Here is a 16043-nt window from a genome sequence, read left to right as displayed (position 1 = left end):
CAAAATAATCGTGTGAAAGTCACAAGGTCACGCGGAAGCGTTGGCCTTTTCTTCCTGACGATCGGCATAGATGTAGAGCGGACGGGCAGAACCGCGCACCACTTCCTCCGAGATGACGACCTCGCGTACGCCTTCCAGCGTCGGCAGCTCGAACATCGTGTCGAGCAGGATCTTCTCCATGATCGAGCGAAGGCCGCGGGCGCCGGTCTTTCGAGTGATCGCCTTGCGGGCGATTTCGCGAAGAGCGTCCTCGTGGAAGTTCAGCTCCACATCCTCCATCTCGAACAGTCGCTGATACTGCTTGATCAGCGCGTTCTTCGGCTCGGACAGGATCTGGATCAGTGCGTCCTCGTCGAGATCCTCGAGCGTCGCCAGAACCGGCAGACGGCCGATGAACTCCGGGATGAGGCCGAACTTGACCAGGTCTTCCGGCTCCAGCTCGCGCAGGACCTCGCCGACACGGCGGTCGTCCTGCGACTTGACGGTCGCGCCGAAACCGATCGAAGTCTTCTCGCCGCGGGCAGAGATAATCTTGTCGAGGCCGGCGAATGCGCCGCCGCAGATGAACAGGATGTTCGTCGTGTCGACCTGCAGGAATTCCTGCTGCGGATGCTTGCGGCCGCCCTGCGGCGGAACGGAAGCGACCGTGCCTTCCATGATCTTCAGCAGCGCCTGCTGCACGCCCTCGCCCGAAACGTCACGGGTGATCGACGGGTTGTCGGACTTGCGCGAGATCTTGTCGACTTCGTCGATGTAGACGATGCCGCGCTGCGCACGCTCGACGTTGTAGTCGGCCGACTGCAGGAGCTTCAGAATAATGTTTTCGACGTCCTCGCCGACGTAGCCGGCTTCGGTCAGCGTCGTCGCGTCAGCCATGGTGAAGGGAACGTCGATGATGCGGGCGAGCGTCTGGGCAAGATAGGTCTTGCCACAGCCAGTCGGGCCGACAAGCATGATGTTCGACTTCGCCAACTCGACTTCGCCGTTCTTGGAGGCGTGCGCCAGGCGCTTATAGTGATTGTGAACGGCGACCGACAGGATCTTCTTCGCCTGACGCTGGCCGATGACGTATTCGTCGAGGACCTTGATGATGTCCTGGGGCGTCGGAACGCCGTCACGGGACTTGACCATCGAGGACTTGTTCTCCTCGCGGATGATGTCCATGCACAATTCGACGCATTCATCGCAGATGAACACGGTCGGTCCGGCAATCAGTTTCCGGACTTCGTGCTGGCTCTTTCCGCAGAACGAACAATAGAGGGTGTTCTTGCTGTCGCCGCCGTTGCTGCCGCTGACCTTGCTCATATCACTTTCCTTCCAGCACGCCGCATTTCAACGCGAAATCGCGGTCCACTCAATCAGCTCCTGGCGGCACTCCGTCTCCGGAGCCTTTGCCGAGAAGGGCTTCAGGGGCTACGAACCGGGCCCATTCAATCCTGTCCGGGTTCCGGCGGCAACGAATTCCCCTTCGAATGCCAAATGCTATGTCATAAAAATTCAACATAGCATTAATAGTTACTATTAGCGTCTTCGTCGCCGCATGAAAGCCCTTGTTCAATCACAAATGGGATAGAACTGTGGCGAGGAAAACACCATCCCAATTAATTACTAGGCCTGTTCACCTTCCATTTCGAGGCGCGAGGTCAGAACCTTGTCGATCACGCCCCAACCCTGGGCCTCGTCGGCATCCATGAAATGGTCACGATCGAGCGTCTTTTCAACTTCCTCGTAGGTGCGGCCCGTGTGCTTGACATAGACCTCGTTCAGGCGGCGCTTCATCTTGAGGATGTCGCGGGCGTGGCGCTCGATGTCCGAAGCCTGGCCCTGGAAGCCGCCTGAAGGCTGGTGCACCATGATGCGGGAATTCGGGGTGGCGAAGCGCATGTCCTTGTGGCCGGCGGCAAGCAGCAGCGAACCCATGGACGCGGCCTGGCCGATGCAGAGAGTCGAAACCGCGGGCTTGATGAACTGCATCGTATCGTAGATCGCCATGCCTGCGGTAACGACACCACCGGGCGAATTGATGTAGAGCGCGATTTCCTTCTTCGGGTTTTCGGCCTCGAGGAAGAGAAGCTGGGCGCAGACGAGCGTCGCCATGTGATCCTCGACGGCACCCGTCAGGAAGATGATGCGCTCCTTCAACAGGCGGGAATAGATGTCATAGGAGCGTTCACCGCGATTGGTCTGTTCCACGACCATCGGCACGAGGGCCATTGCGGTATCGACTGGGTTTCTCATGTGCGTCCTTTGTCAACGTCTCGCCGGCCGGCGCCGGGAATCAAAGAAAATGTCTTACCCCTACATAGAGTGTCCCGGCCCTTCTCTTCAAGACACGCATGAGGATAACGTTAAGAAGGCGGGCAAGACGGCTCCGTTTCCGGCTCCTGGTAGCCTCTTTCGCCAAAACGCCTGTTAACGGCGAGCCCTCGGCAACGTCTCCCCCGGCTTTTCTCCGTGACAGGATGAAGAAAGGCTTACTCCATTCGGCAGTGCTCACATACGTTTACCCAACGGAAAGCCTACCGGCAGATATCGGCGCAAATCCATGCCGCAGTGCAGCGGCATTAAGAAAGTGGCGAACTTCCTCGGCAAGGATGCAGGCCAACAGAAAAGGGCCGACAGACGAGGGGTTTGCCGCCGTGTTCAATATCGCTACAGGTCTCGCCATCTGGTGTTCGGAGGCCATGACGCTCGCTTTGGTGCTCTTCGTCGCCTGGCGTCACAATGTCAGGAACGAGGCCTATCTCTATTGGGGCTTCGGTTTCCTTCTGACCGGCATCGGCTTTGCGATGATCTCGCTGCGCGGCCAAATCCCGAGCGTGCTTTCCATCGAGGCCGGCAACGCCATCGCACTGCTCGGCCAAAGCGCCTGGGTGGCGGGCTTCCTTGCGCTTGAGCACAAGAGGATCGAATGGTGGGCGCTGCTGCCGCCGGTCATCTGGCTGGCCGGGATTTTCCTGCCCTGGGTCAACGATGATTATTCGAACCGCGTCGTGCTCTACAATCTCGCTTCCTCGACGGGCGCCACGGCACTTGCCATGGCAGTTGCTGCAGGCGACATGCGTCGCGAGCGCACCCGCGTCAAATTGATGGGTGTCTTCGTCATCCAGGGCTGCCTGTGCTTCGGCTCGGCGTTGACGATGGCGCTGACGCTGCCGAGCGAGATCGACGCCACCAATCTCGCCGGCGCCTCCGCCATGGCAAGCGCCTTCCTGCTCACTATCGCCTTTGCGTTCACTTGCCGGCTGATCATGGAGCGTTCCGAACGCCACCTGCGCGCGCTGACCTTGACCGATGCGCTGACCGGCGTGCTCAACCGCCGCGGCCTGCTCGGCTATTTCGGCGCCATTCAGGAAAGAGCCCACATTGAACAGCGCCAGGTCGCGGTCATGCTCTTCGACCTCGATCATTTCAAGCGCGTCAACGATCGCTTCGGCCACCAGTCCGGCGATGCCGTGCTGACCGCGTTTGCCCGTATGGCCCGCCAGTACATTCCGAACAACATCTTCGGCCGCATGGGCGGCGAGGAATTCGCGGCCTTCGCCGACGTCGCCGACCAGACGGAAGCCGAAGCGATCGCCGAGGCGATCCGCACCGAATTCTGCCGTCTTCCCGTCAGCACCGGCGAGGCGATCGTTCCTGTCACGGTCAGCATCGGCATTGCGCTCGCCTCCTCGATCGAAGCCAATATCGACAAGCTGATCTCCGCTGCCGACCGGGCGCTCTATGCGGCGAAAGGCGCCGGCCGCAACTGCACGGTCACTTTCGGCGAAGCGGAGGCGGCTGCACCGGCGCCGGCGACGCCGGACAGCACCGCAGGCGAACTCGTGCCGACGGTCGACGATCAGGTCGAGGCGCTCCGGCGCATGGGCCAGCTCTCAAGGGCCGGCTAGCATCGACCCCGAAAATCGGAATCGATTCTCAGGGTTAGAAGCAAATGTTAAAGTGATGGAGCCCGCCCTACACGCAATGTTCCATCACCGCCCCTCACGTCCATCTTTCCGAGGCCCGGCAAATCCGCTAAGCCTCGAAGCATGACGATACCGCCCTTCCTCTCGATCGAGCGCACCAGCCGCCATGTCTCGCTGGACGCCCGCAACCCGGCCTTTTACGGCAATCCGAATGCTGTCTATGCGGCGCTTCACGCCCATTGCCCGACCTTCTATTGGAGCGAGCAGAAGCAGTGGTTCTTCACCGGTTACGACCACGTGAACGCACTGCTGCGCGACCGTCGCTTCGGCCGACAGATCCTGCATATCGCCAGCCGCGAGGAACTCGGCCTTGCCGAGCCGATGCCGCATCTTGCCAGTTTCGATCTTTCGGAACGCTATTCCCTGCTTGAACTCGAGCCGCCGGAACACACGCGGCTGCGCACGCTCGTCAACCGCGCCTTCGTCTCCCGCCATGTCGAGAAGATGAAGCCGGAGCTGGAGGAGCTCGCAAATAGACTGATCGACGGCTTTGCCGACAAGGGCGAAGTCGAGCTGCTCTCGGCCTTTGCCGACATCATCCCGGTGACGATGATCGCCCGCATGATCGGCATTCCCGAAGAAATGGGACCGCAGCTCCTCAAGTGGTCGCATGCTTATGTCCGCATGTACATGTTCGGGCGCACCCGCGCAGACGAAGATGCTGCGGAGCAGGCGGCACGGGAATTTTCCGATTATGTGAAGACCGTCATTGCCGAGCGCCGGGCCGAACCGCGTGACGACCTGCTGACGCATATGATCCATACAGAGCACAAGGGCCAGTACCTGACGGAAGACGAACTTGTTTCAACGACCATCGTGCTGCTCAATGCCGGCCATGAAGCGACAGTCCATCAGATCGGTAATTCCGTGCGCATCATTCTGGATAGCGGCTACGATCCAGCTGAACTTTTTCGCGACGAAACAGCAACCGAGTGCACCGTCGAGGAGTCTCTGCGCATCGGCGCGCCTGTCCATATCTTCCAGCGCTGGGCGCTGGAACCCGTCGAAATCGACGGCGTCTCCTTCAAGCGCGGCGACAAGGTCAGCCTCATCCTCGCCGCCGCCAATCTCGATCCGGCAAAGTTCACCGATCCCCTCACCTTCCGTCCCGATCGGAATGAGGCCGCAAACCTCTCCTTCGGCGCCGGCATCCACTTCTGCATCGGCGCGCCGCTGGCACGGCTGGAGCTCAATATCGTGCTGCCGATCCTGTTCGAACGGCTTGCCGGCTTAAGACTGGCCAAGACGCCGGTGGTCAAGGACGTCTACCATTTCCACGGGCTGGACCGGCTGGATCTCGCCTGGTAGGCCATCGCAGTCGATCTTCTCATCAAAACGGCCGGGTGCACACGCACGCCGGCCGTTCTTCATTGCAAGGGACTGCCGTATCAGCCGTAACGGCCGGTGATGTAGTCTTCCGTGCGCTTGATCTTCGGCGACTGGAAAATCTCAGCGTCGGACCGTATTCGATCAGTTCACCGAGATACATGAAGGCGGTATTGTCCGAGATACGGCTTGCCTGCTGCATGTTGTGCGTCACGATCACGATGGTGAACTCGCCCTTCAGTTGCGAGACCAGCTCTTCGACCTTGGCAGTCGAGATCGGGTCGAGGGCCGAGGTCGGCTCGTCGAGAAGCAGGACTTCCGGGCGCAGCGCCACGCCGCGGGCGATGCACAGACGCTGCTGCTGGCCGCCGGAGAGGCCGAGACCGCTGCCCTTCAGCTTGTCCTTGACCTCATCCCAAAGAGCCGCCTGACGCAGCGCCTGCTCGACGCGCACATCCAGATCGGCCTTATTGAGGCGCTCGTGGTGGCGAATGCCATAGGGGATGTTGTCATAGATCGACATCGGAAACGGCACCGGCTTCTGGAACACCATGCCGACGCGGGCGCGCAGTTCGTTCATCGAAAAGCTTGGGTCGAGGATGTTCTTGCCGTCGAGCTTGATCGAGCCGGTGGCGCGCATCTTCGGATACAGCATGTAGATGCGGTTCAGAATACGCAGCAGCGTGGACTTGCCACAGCCTGACGGACCGATCAGCGCCGAGACCTGACGCTCCGGAAAACTCAGGCTCCCATCTTTGATCGCATGGGCGTCGCCGTAATAGAAATTGACGTTCTCAAGAGAGATCTTGTCTTTGGCCATCGGCCTCCCGGCAAGGCGGGCGACGGCGAGGAAATCAGACAGGCATCATGCAGCGGTCTCTTCCTGCAGCTTGCTGGATATGTCGCTGGCCGACATAGGCTTGCCCATCAGATAGCCTTGAAGCTGATCGCAACCAGCATCTCGCAGGATCGCGGCCTGGCGACTATTCTCGATCCCTTCGGCCGTGACGGGAATCTGCAGAGCGGTTGCGAGAGAGATGGTTGCCCGGAGAACGTCCGCACCATTTGTGGCCTCGTCGAGAGCGGACACGAGCGATCGGTCGATCTTCATGCGATCAAAGCCGAACTGCCGCAATGCGCCGATGCTTGCGTAGCCGCAGCCGAAGTCATCGAGCGCGAACTTGATGCCGACGCGCTTGAGATGGTCTATCGAGCGCCGGGCCTGATCCGGATTCGTGATCAGAACGCCTTCGGTGATTTCCAAGGTCAGTCGATGCGGATCGAAATCGAGCTCTTGGAGGAGAGAGATCACTTCGGCGGCAAATTCCGGATTGCAGAGCTGGATCGGCGAGACGTTTACCGACAGTGCAAGATCGGGCCAGCTCCTGGCATGCTCGATCGATGTTTTCAGCATGTGAGCGCCGAGCGCATCGATGAGGCCACATCTCTCGGCAAGAGGGATGAAAATCTCCGGACTGATGTTCCCCGTCGCCGTGCGCCAACGCGCCAGTGCTTCAAGACCGGTGATGGCGCCCGTCGAGGCGGAGACGAGAGGCTGGAAGACGGCTTCGATCGCGCCACCATTGATCGCACTCTTCAACAGGCTTTCCAGTTCGGCGACCCGTTGCCGCTCCCGGTCCAGCTCGAAGTCGTACTCGACTGCCTGGCCTCGGCCATTTGCCTTGGCGCGATAGAGAGCCATGTCCGCTCTGCGGAGAAGTTCCAGCGGCGATACGCCTGTGGTGCAGGCAGCCGCGCCTATGCTTGCTCCAATCTCGATCGTCCGACCTTCGATTTTGAAGGGTTCGGCAAACAGCGCCAGGATGGTCCTTTCCATCTCCTCGCCCGAGGCGGACCCGACCTGCACCAGTGCGAACTCATCGCCCCCGAGCCGAGCCGCGGCAACGACTTCGGGATGGCAGGCCACCAGCGCGGTCGAGACCATCCGGATCAACTCGTCCCCCACCGCATGCCCCCAGGCGTCGTTGACGGCCTTGAAGCCATCGAGATCGACCAGATGGAGCCGGGGCGGCGAAGAATCCGAGGCCTCCAGCTCTTCCAGCAGGCTGAGAAGCCCATGTCTGTTCAACAGTCCGCTCAGGCTATCGTGGTTTGCCTCGAAAAGCGCCGTTTGCGCCAATTGGCGCAGGCGCCGCGCTTCGGATGCGCCCACCAGCAGAACGCCGACAAGAAACAGCACAAGAATGATGCTTGCGGCTGCAACATAAGGATAGACCTGATGAAACACGGCGCTGCCCGGTGCTTTGCTCGGCCAGACGAGATGGCCGATGACGCCACCCTTCATATCCGTGATCGGCGTGTCGAGCAGACCTGGCTCGGCGGTGGCTGCAAGGCGCAACCCCTCAAGTTCGTGTTCGTTCGAAAGCGTGTCGAGAACTTCCGACGTGAATTCCTTGTAGAGGCTCAGCACGCTGAGCTTCGGCAGCTCGCCTTCTATCGTGAAAGGCTGGATTGCCTGCGACGCGATCAGCGCGATACCGGTTTCGGTCTTGATGAAATTGATGACCGGCGCCTGCTTCGGATCGGCGGCTGCATCGATCTGCCGATAAAAGGCTTCGCCAAAAAATACGCCCGGCTCGAAAGGCTTGCCTTTTGCATAAGCGGAAATGATCGATGACCCGTCGGGGCCGATCACGATCGCGCCGTCATATAGCGGGTAGTCCTCGGTGGTTTTCCCCCAATTTTCATAGGCCCAATCGGCTGCGGTCGCAGATGCGGTCGCGGTATAGGCATCATCCCATACGGCGTTATCCCTCGTCGTCGCGCTCAGGCGGCTGACAAAGGCCGCGATCGCGGCCCGGGCGGCGCGATTGGCCCTGGCATCATCGATCTCGTTTGCCGACCGGGTCATCGTGACGACCACATGGCTCACGAGGCCGGTCAGCACGAGGGCGATGGCAAGGAAGCAGACGGTTGTCGCAATGATGGAAAACGTCTGAGCACGAACGTGCCTACCTGCAAGTTTCGACGACATGCAAATTCCGAAAAGATCGATTGCAAGGTCATGTCTGTGAGACGGCAGGAGACATCATGTCCGCAATGCGCTGCGGATAAGGTTTAGCATTTGACGATGTAGGCGGCGTTAATGCGAAAGATCAAAAGCATTCTATCCGGCAAAGAGACGCGGCCATTCGCGGAGAAAGGGGCCATAATCGCCGCAAACCGGGACAGGCTCCGGATCGCCGACGTCGGTTTGCGGGCATTGCTCAGACCTTCATCACATAGTCCTTGCGAGTCGTTTCAACCACTTCCCACGTTCCCTTGAAGCCCGGTCTGAGGATCATCCGGTCGCCCGTCTTCAGATGAACCGGCTCGCCGCCCTCCTCCATCACGATCGAATGGCCGGAGAGCAGGCTGAAATATTCCCACTCCTCGTAGACGATCCGCCACTTGCCAGGCGTCGCCTCCCAGATGCCGGAATAGAGGCCGCCTTCTGCCTCCTCCAGATTCCACGTGCGAAATTGCGGATCGCCGGAGATGATCCGCTCAGCCTCCGGAGCGCCGAACTCCGGTTCGACGCCGTCAATGCTAAAGGTAATGAAATTTGTCATGGTCCCCATGGTTTCCTCTGATCTCAGATCTTAGAGAGCGCCTGTTCGAGATCGGCGATGATGTCCTTGACGTCCTCGATGCCAACGGAAAGGCGCACCACGTCGGGTCCGGCGCCGGCCGCAATCCTTTGCTCGTCGCTCAGCTGCCGGTGGGTCGTCGAGGCGGGATGGATGACGAGCGAACGGGTGTCTCCGATATTGGCGAGATGGGAGAAGAGTTCCAGCCCCTCGACCAGCGTCTTGCCCGCCTCGTAGCCGCCGTGGACGCCGAAGGTGAAGACGGAGCCTGCGCCCTTCGGCGAGTAGCGCTGCTGCAGGGCGTGGTTCGGATCGTCGTCGAGACCGGCATAGTTCACCCAGGCGATCTTACTGTGCGCCTTCAGCCATCTGGCGACCGCGATCGCGTTGTCGCTGTGGCGCTGCATCCGGAGCGGCAACGTCTCGATGCCGGTCAGGATCAGGAAGGCATTAAAGGGCGAAATCGCCGGCCCGAGGTCGCGCAGGCCGAGCACGCGGGCTGCGATCGCAAAGGCGAAATTGCCGAAAGTCGCGTGCAGGACGATGCCGTTATATTCCGGCCGCGGGCTCGACAGCATGGGGTAGTTGCCCGACTTCGACCAGTCGAAGGTGCCGCCGTCAACGATGAGGCCGCCCATGGAATTGCCGTGACCGCCGAGAAACTTCGTCAGCGAATGCACGACAATGTCGGCGCCGTGTTCGATCGGGCGGATGAGATAGGGCGTTGCCATCGTATTGTCGACGATCAGCGGCAGGCCGTTGCGGTGGGCGACCTCGGCGATCGCGGCAATATCGACGAAGGTGCCGCCGGGATTGGCAAGGCTCTCGATGAAGATGCCCCGCGTCTTCTCGTCGATCTGGCTTTCGAAGCTCGCCGGATCGGCGGAATCGGCCCAGCGCACCTGCCAGCCGAAATTCTCGAAGGCATGGCCGAACTGGTTGATCGAGCCGCCGTAGAGCCTGCGGGCCGCGATGAAATTCTCGCCGGGACGCATGATGGTGTGGAAGACGATCATCTGCGCCGCATGGCCGGAGGCGACAGCAAGGGCGGCCGTGCCGCCCTCGAGCGCTGCGACTCGCTCTTCAAGCACGGCCTGCGTCGGGTTCATGATGCGGGTGTAGATATTCCCGAAGGCCTGCAGGCCGAAGAGCGCAGCGGCATGATCGGAATCGTTGAAGACGAAAGCGGTGCTCTGGTAGATCGGCGTTACCCGAGCGCCGGTCGCCGGGTCGGGCTGCGCGCCGGCGTGGATCGCCAACGTGTTGAATCCCGGATCGTTCTTGGCCATGTCGTCCTCCAATTATTGCTGACGGGCGGGATCATAACCGCTCCAGGACGAAAGTTAATCGCGATCCATTTCAACCCATGGGCGTTCCGTGGAAAATCCGTCTCAGCCGACCGCAACTCAGGCAATGAGACGGGGATACTCGATCGCGGGGCAGCGGTTCATCACCATCTTGATGCCGGCGGCCTCTGCCTTTGCCGCAGCCGCATCGTCGCGAACGCCGAGCTGGGCCCAGACGACCCTCGGCAGCGGCTTCAGCGCCAGCGCCTCGTCGACGACCCCATCCAGATATTCGGAGGCGCGGAAGACGTCGACCATGTCGATCGGTACGGGAATGTCGACAAGCCGGGCGTAGACGGTGCGGCCCTGGATCTGTTTACCCGCCTGCCCCGGATTAACGGGAATGACCTCGTAGCCGAGCGACAGCAGATAACCCATGACGCCGTTGCTCGGCCGCGCCGGATTGGGCGAAGCGCCGGTCAGCGCGATGGTCCTTACTGAACCCAGGATCTCGGCGAGATAATCATCCGTGTAGGTATCGTGGTTCATATCCGTTTCTCCACTCCCGAATTCTCCACTCCCGAAAGCCCTTCGGCCCGGCCCGCATGTTTTTTTGCGTTTCCGTGAAACTGGCAGTGCATCTTTCCCGTATATATGAGTTGGATGCCTATGAGGATGATTCGATGAAAAAAATCGCTCTTGCCCTCACGCTGGTGCTCGCCGCTTCGCCGGCGCTGGCGATTTCGCGCTACAATCCGCTCTCCATGAGTTGCGCCAGCATTCGCGCCGCCATCCATAATCAGGGCGCCGTCATCTTCCGCTACCAGTCCCCCCGCGGTCTGCCGCTTTACGATCGCTATGTCCGCAACAGCAATTATTGCGATGCGACAGAGTATGCGGAGTGGACGCATATCCCCTCGAAGGACGATCCCCGCTGTCCGGTCCTGAATTGCCAGAACATGGACAACCTTGACGGGATGCTTTTCCTTCCGCATCATCAGCTTTGATGTTTTTTCCCGGATTGGACGGACGCATAACCTGTACGCCCTTCGCGGTTGGGAAGGGCTCGGGTTCAATCCCGCGCTGCGATTTCCCGCAGATTATGCAATCAGCAGCTTAATTTCCCGATATATCAAAGTTATAGAAGAATATCTATATTTCAGCAGCATAGAATAATCGGCTCCCCAAGCCCTCCGGACATTTTCTTTCTTTGTTCCCGATAATGCCGCCTTATGTTCCCGCATCCATTAGAAACATCTCATAGTTGAAAGCGCCGCGTAGATTGAACGCATGTCGCGCGCACGTAAAAATTGCTCCAATGGCGCCCATTGTTCACTTATTGGAAGGATGTCATCCAGTCTGAACGTGGTGCTCGACCACTCCTGTTCATTTTCGTGCAAATCGCAGTTGTCTTTTCAAGAATTTAGGTCGCCTATGGCGAGGCGTATTCTCCTTTTCGTTTCCTTCCGGATTTGCTCCCTTGCCTATCGACGTCATCCTGCTCGTTCTCTTCGGCGCATTGCTGCACGCGACATGGAATGCCATCGTCAAGGCCGGCAGCGATAAATCGCTGGACGCGGCGCTGATCTCGGCCGGCGGCGCGGTTTCGGCGCTGCCGTTCCTTGCCTTCCTGCCGTTGCCGCAAGCCGTCGCCTGGCCGTTCATCGGCGCCTCGGCCATCCTGCAGTTCGCCTATTTCCAGCTGGTCGCCGCCGCTTACCGGACCGGCGATATCGGCCTCGTCTATCCGCTGATGCGCGGCTGCGCGCCGTTGCTGGTTGCCGCGACCAGCGGGTTTATCCTGCATGAAAATCTGTCCCCCGGCGCTCTTGCGGGCATCATGACGATCTCAGCCGGCGTCCTGACGCTCGCTCTGGAGGCGCGGCACGGCAGCGGCCGTGCCGTCATCTTCTCGCTCGCCAATGCCTGCGTCATCGCCAGCTACACCTATGTTGATGGCATCGGCGCGCGTATTTCCGGCAATGCAGTTTCCTACACGTTGTGGATGTCGCTGTTGCCGCCCGTCCTGTTGTTTGCCTGGGCGGTGTCCCAGCGCGGCAGCGTCGCCGTGGCACGTCATATCCGCCGCAACTGGTGGCGCGGCCTCATCGGCGGCGCGGGCTCGATCGCCTCCTATGGGCTGGCACTCTGGGCAATGACGAAAGCCCCGGTCGCGACCGTTGCCGCCTTGCGCGAAACCGCGATCCTTTTCGCGCTGGTGATCTCGGTCACCGTGTTCAAGGAAAAGGCCAGCATCTGGCGCTACGTCGCCGGCGTCGTCATCGCGGTCGGCGGACTGGTTCTGAAATTGGCGTGATCACTCGCCCTTCCACTCGGGCTTGCGCTTGCCGAGGAAGGCGCCGATCCCTTCCTGCGCATCCTCAGTCAGCATGTTCTCGACCATCACCCGGGCGGTATGGTCATAGGCCGCCTCCACCGGCAGCTCGAGTTGCCGGTAGAAGGCTTCCTTGCCGATCTTCAGGGTCAGAGGCGACTTGCTGGCGATCACCCCGGCATATTTGGCAACCACCTGCGCCAGATATTGCTTCGGCACGATACGGTTGACGAGGCCGAAATCCTTGGCGGTCGAGGCGTCGATCGTTTCGCCGGTCAGCAGCATCTCCATCGCCTGCTTGCGATGGGTGGCACGGGTAACGGCCACCATCGGCGTCGAGCAGAACAGGCCGATGTTGACGCCCGGCGTGCAGAATGTCGAAGTGTCCGTGCAGATCGCCAGATCACAGGAGGCCACCAGCTGACAGCCCGCGGCCGTGGCAAGCCCATCAACCTCGGCGATGACAGGCTTCGGCAGATGCGCGATCTTCAGCATCAGATCGGCGCAGAGCCGGAAGGCTTTCTCAAAGAAGCCGGCGCCCTGGTCTTCATCGGCCCGATGGGCCGTGAGCTCCTTGAGATCATGGCCGGCCGAAAAGACAGTACCGGTCGAGGCGATGACGACGACGCGCACATCCGGATCCGCCTCGGCCGTTTCAAGCGCAGCCATCAGCGCTTCGAGAAGCGCGATCGACAGCACGTTGGTCGGCGGATTGTTGAGTACGAGCCGCAACACGCCGTCCCGCAGCGAGCGGCTCAACAATCCGCCCTCTTCCATCCTGTCTGCGTCCTTCCGGAAGGATACGATCTCGGCCATGACACTGCTCCCTGCGCTCGATTCCAGATAGCCTTTGTGCCACAAGGCAGCGGCAATTTCGAGCGTGATCCGTTCCCGCACAGGCCGCTGCGGTCAAGACCAGAACCATGACTTCGATGCCTCGGTCGTCGCCTCCGCACGCGTCAGGCCGACATCACGAAGTTCGTCATCGGTCAGCTCCAGAAGCGTGCGGCGGCTGCGGCGCTTCTCGAGGTGCCACTCGATCGCCGCGAGCAACCGCCGGCCCCAGCGTATGAACTCGCTGACCTTCGACCGGACGATATCGCCCAATGTCTCCGTGGTCTCGCCTGTTTCCAAAGCCATTTCATCTTCCTTTCGCCAACGCATGAAGGATGCGCTGGAAAATTCCGCGAAGGAAGCTTATGGAAATTATGAGATGCATAAGGATTTCTTTGGTATGGCGCTCAATCTCGATCAGCTCGCGACCTTCGTCAACGTCGCCGATCTCGGAAGCTTTACGGCCGCCGCCGATATGGAAGGACTGACGCAACCGGCCGTCAGCCTGCAGGTCAAGGGGCTCGAGCAGCGGCTTGGCGTCCGGCTGATCGAGCGCGTCGGCCGGCGCGCGCAGCCCACCGCGGCAGGCCTCGACCTGCTTGTGCACGCAAGGCGCCTGCTTCAGGCGTCGGCGGCCGCGGAAGAGGCGATGATGCCATACCGAGATGGCGCGAGCGGCCGCGTGCGCATCGGCAGCGGCGGCACGGCGTCGATCCATCTGCTTCCCCGCGCCATCGCCGCCGCCAGGAAAAGCATGCCCGGTCTCGAAATCACCGTGCACATCGGTAACGCCGACGACATTCTGCACGATCTGGAGGCCAACAGCCTCGATATCGCCGTCGTCGCCATGCCTGCCTCGGGACGGAATTTCCAGATTGAACCGTTCTATGAGGAGGAATTGCTGGCCGTTGCCCCTGCAGGCAGCCTCATGCCCGAAGGCGGGCCGGATGCCGCCTTCATGCGCGAGAGGGCGCTCCTGCTTTATGAGGGAGGCAATACGCGGCGCGCGATCGACGAATGGTTGGCCGCCCCGGATGCCAGGACCCGGCCTGCGATGGAGTTCGGCAGCATCGAGGCGATCAAGGAGCTGGTGGCCGTCGGCCTCGGCTGGTCGATCCTGCCTGGGCTGGCGCTGAAGCGCGAACGCGCCGGCCTCGTGACCACGTCGTCGTTGAAGCCCAGGCTTACGCGCCGGCTTGCCATGGTTCTTCGCCGGGACAAACATCTGACACGCGGCCTTCGCGAAATGATGAAATGCCTGCGCGAGTTCAAAAACTAGGGCTGCGGCTGCGCGTCACGTCCCGCCGGAAAGGCGGCAGAGGCGACGCGAAACAGCCAAACGGGGGCCGGCCGCACCTCATAAATGTGAGGTATTGGAATACCACGCATGCAACTAATTGTTTTTGCTTGTAATTTTTTCACGGCTCCGGAAGACTCGATATTGACCCGATGTCACATTCCCTTTATACACCGCGCCAGAACGCAGCCTTTCCGGGCTGCTTTCTTTTTGGCATGCCTCGAGCCTGCCAATCCAAGCAACAAGAAACGCCCTTCAAGCCTTCGGGCCAAGGGTCCTAAAAGAGAGTATTCACTATGGCAACCTTCTCCCAGAAGCCTGCAGAGGTGGAGAAGAAGTGGGTGATCATCGACGCCGAAGGGCTGGTCGTTGGCCGTCTCGCTTCCATCATCGCTATGCGCCTGCGCGGCAAGCACAAGGCAACCTTCACGCCTCACGTTGACGACGGCGACAACGTCATCGTCATCAATGCCGACAAGGTCGTTTTCACCGGCAAGAAGTATTCCGACAAGGTCTACTACTGGCACACCGGTTATGCCGGCGGCATCAAGGAACGCACCGCGCGCCAGATCATCGAAGGCCGCTTCCCGGAGCGCGTCCTCGAAAAGGCCGTCGAACGCATGGTTCCGCGTGGCCCGCTCGGCCGTCGCCAGATGAAGAACCTGCGCGTCTACGCCGGCTCCAACCATCCCCATGAAGCCCAGCAGCCGGTCGCACTCGACGTTGCCGCGCTCAACAAAAAGAACGTAAGGAGCGCCTGATCATGGCTGACCTCTCCTCCCTGAAGGATCTCGGCACGGCTTCGGAAGCTGCCGCTCCGGCCCACGTCCGCAAGGTCGACTCGCTCGGCCGCTCCTACGCGACCGGCAAGCGCAAGAACGCTGTTGCCCGCGTATGGGTTAAGCCGGGCTCCGGCAAGATCATCGTCAACGGCAAGGAATTCGCGGAATATTTCGCTCGTCCGGTGCTGCAGATGATCCTGCGCCAGCCGATCGTTGCGGCTGCCCGTGACGGCCAGTTCGACATCGTCGCAACCGTTGCCGGCGGCGGTCTCTCCGGCCAGGCCGGCGCGGTTCGCCACGGCCTGTCCAAGGCGCTCACCTACTTCGAACCGGGCCTGCGCTCGGTCCTGAAGAAGGGCGGCTTCCTGACCCGCGACAGCCGCGTCGTCGAACGCAAGAAGTACGGCAAGGCAAAGGCCCGCCGCTCGTTCCAGTTCTCCAAGCGTTAATCGCTTCGGACAGACGGAATTCACGAAGGCCGGGGAGACCCGGCCTTCAGACTGCTGACAAACCCCTGGCACCGTCCAGGGGTTTATGATTCATTGGGACATGTTGAAGAAACCTGCCCCCACCCAGACGGCTCTTGAGATGGTGACGCTCGATAGCCTGGTGCCGAAGGATC

At 60.7% G+C, this 16043-nt stretch carries 15 protein-coding genes and 1 pseudogene; 7 read left to right on the top strand and 9 right to left on the bottom strand.

What is annotated here, in order from left to right:
* Window positions 1-27: 27 nt before the first annotated feature.
* Window positions 28-1305 (bottom strand): ATP-dependent Clp protease ATP-binding subunit ClpX, encoded by a 1278-nt coding sequence (clpX, locus tag EFD55_RS26720; RefSeq protein WP_125849133.1) that lies wholly within the window; start codon window positions 1303-1305, stop codon window positions 28-30.
* A gap of 303 nt (window positions 1306-1608) precedes the next feature.
* Window positions 1609-2238, bottom strand: a complete 630-nt coding sequence (gene clpP, locus EFD55_RS26715; RefSeq protein WP_003573944.1) for an ATP-dependent Clp endopeptidase proteolytic subunit ClpP — start codon at window positions 2236-2238, stop codon at window positions 1609-1611.
* A gap of 224 nt (window positions 2239-2462) precedes the next feature.
* Between clpP and EFD55_RS26710 the strand changes: the two genes are divergently transcribed.
* Together EFD55_RS26710 and EFD55_RS26705 are read left to right on the top strand one after the other, a co-directional pair.
* On the top strand, window positions 2463-3893 hold the full coding sequence (locus EFD55_RS26710) for a GGDEF domain-containing protein (protein ID WP_183736861.1): 1431 nt from the start codon (window positions 2463-2465) through the stop codon (window positions 3891-3893).
* A 141-nt stretch (window positions 3894-4034) separates the two neighbouring features.
* A complete protein-coding gene (locus tag EFD55_RS26705) occupies window positions 4035-5279 on the top strand; it encodes a cytochrome P450 (protein WP_125849129.1) in 1245 nt (414 codons plus the stop codon).
* 80 nt (window positions 5280-5359) lie between these two features.
* Here EFD55_RS26705 and pstB read toward each other — a convergent pair.
* From pstB to EFD55_RS26680, 5 genes and pseudogenes are all read right to left on the bottom strand, one after another.
* Window positions 5360-6117: pseudogene (pstB, locus tag EFD55_RS26700) on the bottom strand (phosphate ABC transporter ATP-binding protein PstB).
* Between the two features lie 45 nt (window positions 6118-6162).
* The gene (locus EFD55_RS26695) at window positions 6163-8292 is read right to left on the bottom strand and encodes a bifunctional diguanylate cyclase/phosphodiesterase (RefSeq protein ID WP_125849127.1); all 2130 of its coding nucleotides are present in this window, start codon (window positions 8290-8292) and stop codon (window positions 6163-6165) included.
* A 232-nt stretch (window positions 8293-8524) separates the two neighbouring features.
* Complete coding sequence (locus EFD55_RS26690; protein ID WP_125849126.1) at window positions 8525-8869, bottom strand: cupin domain-containing protein; 345 nt, start codon at window positions 8867-8869, stop codon at window positions 8525-8527.
* A gap of 23 nt (window positions 8870-8892) precedes the next feature.
* Window positions 8893-10176 (bottom strand): O-acetylhomoserine aminocarboxypropyltransferase, encoded by a 1284-nt coding sequence (locus tag EFD55_RS26685; protein ID WP_125849124.1) that lies wholly within the window; start codon window positions 10174-10176, stop codon window positions 8893-8895.
* 117 nt (window positions 10177-10293) lie between these two features.
* Complete coding sequence (locus EFD55_RS26680) at window positions 10294-10722, bottom strand: CoA-binding protein (protein ID WP_125849122.1); 429 nt, start codon at window positions 10720-10722, stop codon at window positions 10294-10296.
* 134 nt (window positions 10723-10856) lie between these two features.
* On the opposite strand from EFD55_RS26680, the gene EFD55_RS26675 reads away from it, so the two are divergent.
* Together EFD55_RS26675 and EFD55_RS26670 are read left to right on the top strand one after the other, a co-directional pair.
* Window positions 10857-11180, top strand: a complete 324-nt coding sequence (locus EFD55_RS26675; protein ID WP_125849120.1) for a hypothetical protein — start codon at window positions 10857-10859, stop codon at window positions 11178-11180.
* 473 nt (window positions 11181-11653) lie between these two features.
* The gene (locus EFD55_RS26670; protein ID WP_125849118.1) at window positions 11654-12490 is read left to right on the top strand and encodes an EamA family transporter; all 837 of its coding nucleotides are present in this window, start codon (window positions 11654-11656) and stop codon (window positions 12488-12490) included.
* Here the strand turns inward: EFD55_RS26670 and EFD55_RS26665 are convergent, their stop codons facing one another.
* Together EFD55_RS26665 and EFD55_RS26660 are read right to left on the bottom strand one after the other, a co-directional pair.
* Window positions 12491-13324, bottom strand: coding sequence for an enoyl-CoA hydratase (locus tag EFD55_RS26665; RefSeq protein ID WP_125849116.1), 834 nt, complete (start codon window positions 13322-13324; stop codon window positions 12491-12493).
* A 93-nt stretch (window positions 13325-13417) separates the two neighbouring features.
* Window positions 13418-13648, bottom strand: a complete 231-nt coding sequence (locus tag EFD55_RS26660) for a DUF1127 domain-containing protein (RefSeq protein ID WP_125849114.1) — start codon at window positions 13646-13648, stop codon at window positions 13418-13420.
* A 73-nt stretch (window positions 13649-13721) separates the two neighbouring features.
* Between EFD55_RS26660 and EFD55_RS26655 the strand changes: the two genes are divergently transcribed.
* The 3 genes from EFD55_RS26655 (at window position 13722) to rpsI (ending at window position 15870) form a co-directional block, all read left to right on the top strand.
* The gene (locus tag EFD55_RS26655; RefSeq protein ID WP_183736860.1) at window positions 13722-14621 is read left to right on the top strand and encodes a LysR family transcriptional regulator; all 900 of its coding nucleotides are present in this window, start codon (window positions 13722-13724) and stop codon (window positions 14619-14621) included.
* Between the two features lie 314 nt (window positions 14622-14935).
* Complete coding sequence (rplM, locus tag EFD55_RS26650) at window positions 14936-15400, top strand: 50S ribosomal protein L13 (RefSeq protein ID WP_012483399.1); 465 nt, start codon at window positions 14936-14938, stop codon at window positions 15398-15400.
* Window positions 15401-15402: 2 nt separating this feature from the next.
* Complete coding sequence (gene rpsI / locus EFD55_RS26645) at window positions 15403-15870, top strand: 30S ribosomal protein S9 (protein ID WP_009995734.1); 468 nt, start codon at window positions 15403-15405, stop codon at window positions 15868-15870.
* The last annotated feature ends 173 nt before the right edge of the window (window positions 15871-16043 follow it).

Source organism: Rhizobium pisi (assembly GCF_003938655.1).
GTDB classification, from domain to species: domain Bacteria; phylum Pseudomonadota; class Alphaproteobacteria; order Rhizobiales; family Rhizobiaceae; genus Rhizobium; species Rhizobium pisi.
Note: the sequence above shows the minus strand (reverse complement) of the source record. Positions and strands in the feature narration are given on the sequence as shown.